The sequence below is a fragment of the Enterobacter cloacae complex sp. IR5441 genome, assembly GCF_049238215.1.
Taxonomy (GTDB): domain Bacteria; phylum Pseudomonadota; class Gammaproteobacteria; order Enterobacterales; family Enterobacteriaceae; genus Enterobacter; species Enterobacter hormaechei_C.
The window spans coordinates 1-2,172 of sequence record NZ_JBMKIA010000089.1; the positions used below are offsets into that span (position 1 = coordinate 1).

Annotated in this window: 5 protein-coding genes; all 5 read left to right on the forward strand. The window is 61.6% G+C overall.

Going from position 1 to position 2,172, the window contains the following annotated elements; genetic code table 11:
- Window positions 1-251, forward strand: a 251-nt coding sequence (locus tag ACOTX5_RS26350) for a nucleotidyltransferase family protein (protein ID WP_210844753.1), incomplete at its 5' end; no start/stop codon positions are given.
- The gene (locus tag ACOTX5_RS26355) at window positions 248-649 is read left to right on the forward strand and encodes a DUF86 domain-containing protein (RefSeq protein ID WP_001293886.1); all 402 of its coding nucleotides are present in this window, start codon (window positions 248-250) and stop codon (window positions 647-649) included. The genes ACOTX5_RS26350 and ACOTX5_RS26355, both read left to right, overlap by 4 nt.
- A complete protein-coding gene (locus ACOTX5_RS26360; RefSeq protein WP_000215515.1) occupies window positions 639-995 on the forward strand; it encodes a cupin domain-containing protein in 357 nt (118 codons plus the stop codon). The genes ACOTX5_RS26355 and ACOTX5_RS26360 overlap by 11 nt, the downstream gene beginning before the upstream one ends.
- Before the next feature lie 254 nt (window positions 996-1,249).
- On the forward strand, window positions 1,250-1,576 hold the full coding sequence (locus ACOTX5_RS26365) for a hypothetical protein (protein WP_003100858.1): 327 nt from the start codon (window positions 1,250-1,252) through the stop codon (window positions 1,574-1,576).
- Complete coding sequence (locus ACOTX5_RS26370) at window positions 1,573-2,073, forward strand: hypothetical protein (RefSeq protein ID WP_003100856.1); 501 nt, start codon at window positions 1,573-1,575, stop codon at window positions 2,071-2,073. The genes ACOTX5_RS26365 and ACOTX5_RS26370 overlap by 4 nt, the downstream gene beginning before the upstream one ends.
- Window positions 2,074-2,172: the final 99 nt, after the last annotated feature.

The window sequence follows — 2,172 nt, forward strand, 5'->3', positions numbered from 1 at the left end:
TGCGTGAAGCGGTAGGCCGCTTTCGCGCCGCGAACCCGCGCGTCTTCGGCTCGGTGCTGCATGGCACCGACCGGGATGGCAGCGACCTCGACCTGTTGGTCGATGCGCTGCCCGGTGCCACGTTGTTGGACTTGGGCGATTTGGAAGAAGAACTGAAATCGCTGCTCGGCGTTGACGTCGATCTGCTGACTCCCGGCGACCTGCCGCCGAAGTTCCGGGCCAAGGTGCTCGCGGAGGCGCAACCGATATGAGCGAGAACCGCCTGCCCGATTACCTCGACCACATTCAGCAGGCCGCAACCGATGCGCGCAGCTTCGTGGAAGGGATGGCCAAGGACGACTTCTTGGCCGACAAGCGCACCCAGCAGGCCGTCATCATGAGCCTGATCGTCATCGGCGAGGCGGCCACAAAGGTGATGGATGGCTACGTCGAGTTCACCCAGGCGCATGCCGACGTGCCGTGGCGCAGCATGCGCAATATGCGTAATCGCATGGCTCACGGCTATTTCGACATCAACCTCGATGTGGTGTGGGAGACGGTACAGGAATGGCTGCCGGCGTTGCTCCAGCAATTGCCCGCCGTGCGTCAGGATGCCGACGATGAAGACCGTAACGACAACTGTGAAAGAGGGATCTCCGATGACTGTTGAATCGAGAATATTTTCTGTAGCCGAGTATGTTCAGCCGTCCGAAGGCGAGCCTATTCGTTCCGTTGTGCTTGAAACCCGAGACTCAATTATCGTGGTTTGGCATGTCCATCCCGGGCAGGAAATTGCGGCTCACATTCATCCTCACGGCCAAGACACGTGGACTGTTTTGTCGGGAATGGCTGATTACTTTCAGGGCAATGGGATTGTTCGTGCCCTCAGGGAAGGTGAGATAGCCGTGGCAAGACCGGGCCAAGTGCACGGGGCGCGAAATACAGGTACCGAGCCATTTGTGTTAGTCTCGGTTGTGGCATCAGCCAATGCCGGTTTCGTATTGGCTGAGCGATAGAGCCCAATCTCTGGAGTTGGTCCAATGAGCGGTCGGGGAGATAGGTAACAGACATGCAGCGGACACGGCTGCTAAACCAGGTCGCAAACCTCCTTGCGTCGCAGCGTGCCGCAAGCGACGCGATCAATCGAATGGGGTCGGCATGAGACTGAACACCATCCAGTTCCCGACCGCGTAGCCGCCTGTCCTGCCGATCAGGTCTTGACCATCGACGCCTGGGATCAGTCCTGAATGTTCTTGGAGACCACTACGTTATGAGCCGCAGCCGCCGCAAAACACCCATCGTCGGGCACACGACCTGCGGCAGCGAGCGCGAGGACAAGAAGCTCTGGCATCAGCGCTGGCGCACCCGTGAGCGCACGGCGCTGACCAGCGCGTCGCCCGAAGCCCTGAGCGCCCATCTGCCCCTGCTGGAAAACCAGGCCAGCAGCGTCTGGTCGATGGGCAAGGATGGCCGCTCCTACTGGCCCGTCAAGCGCCAGGCCGCCACGGCGGATCGCATCGCCAATCACAAGGGACGCAACCCGCAAGAACGCGCCTCCCTGAAAAAGCGCCTGCTGCGCAAGTGGATGAGCAAATGAAGCTCTCCTTCCATCAGCACATTGCGCTGTTCTGGATGATCGGTGCTCCGGGCGTCTTCGCGCCCGTGATCGAGAACGCCAAGCGGCCCGATGCCGGCGCCGTCATGGCGTGGGGTGTCGCGATCGTGGCGGTGATGATCCTCTTCACCCCTTTGCTGCTGCGCTGTCCACCATTCCGGCGCTGGTATGGCCGGACGGATGCGCTGTCGGAGCGGCAGCGCCAGGCGCTTGCCGAGCGCGGCCTGCGCCGCTACTACCAGACCGCTTTCGATGACGGCTACGTGCCCCGCGTGATGCCCTACGTGTGGCGCATCATCTGGACGGTCGGCGGGTTGATGGCTGTGACCGCCGTACTGCCTACCAACACCGGACGGCCAGCCTTCGATGCCTTGGTGGTCTTCTCGACCTGGTATCCGATAGGCGTGATGCTGCTGGTTTTCGCGTCGAGGCCCCTTGGCCGGTTGATTCGCCAAAGAGCACAGGAGCGGCGGAAATGAGCACGTCAACCATCGAGGCGCTGGCCAGCGCCTGGGCAAGGATTGCCGAGGAAGCGGAATTCCCCGCTGACTACGAGGGGACTGCCACACCACAAGCGC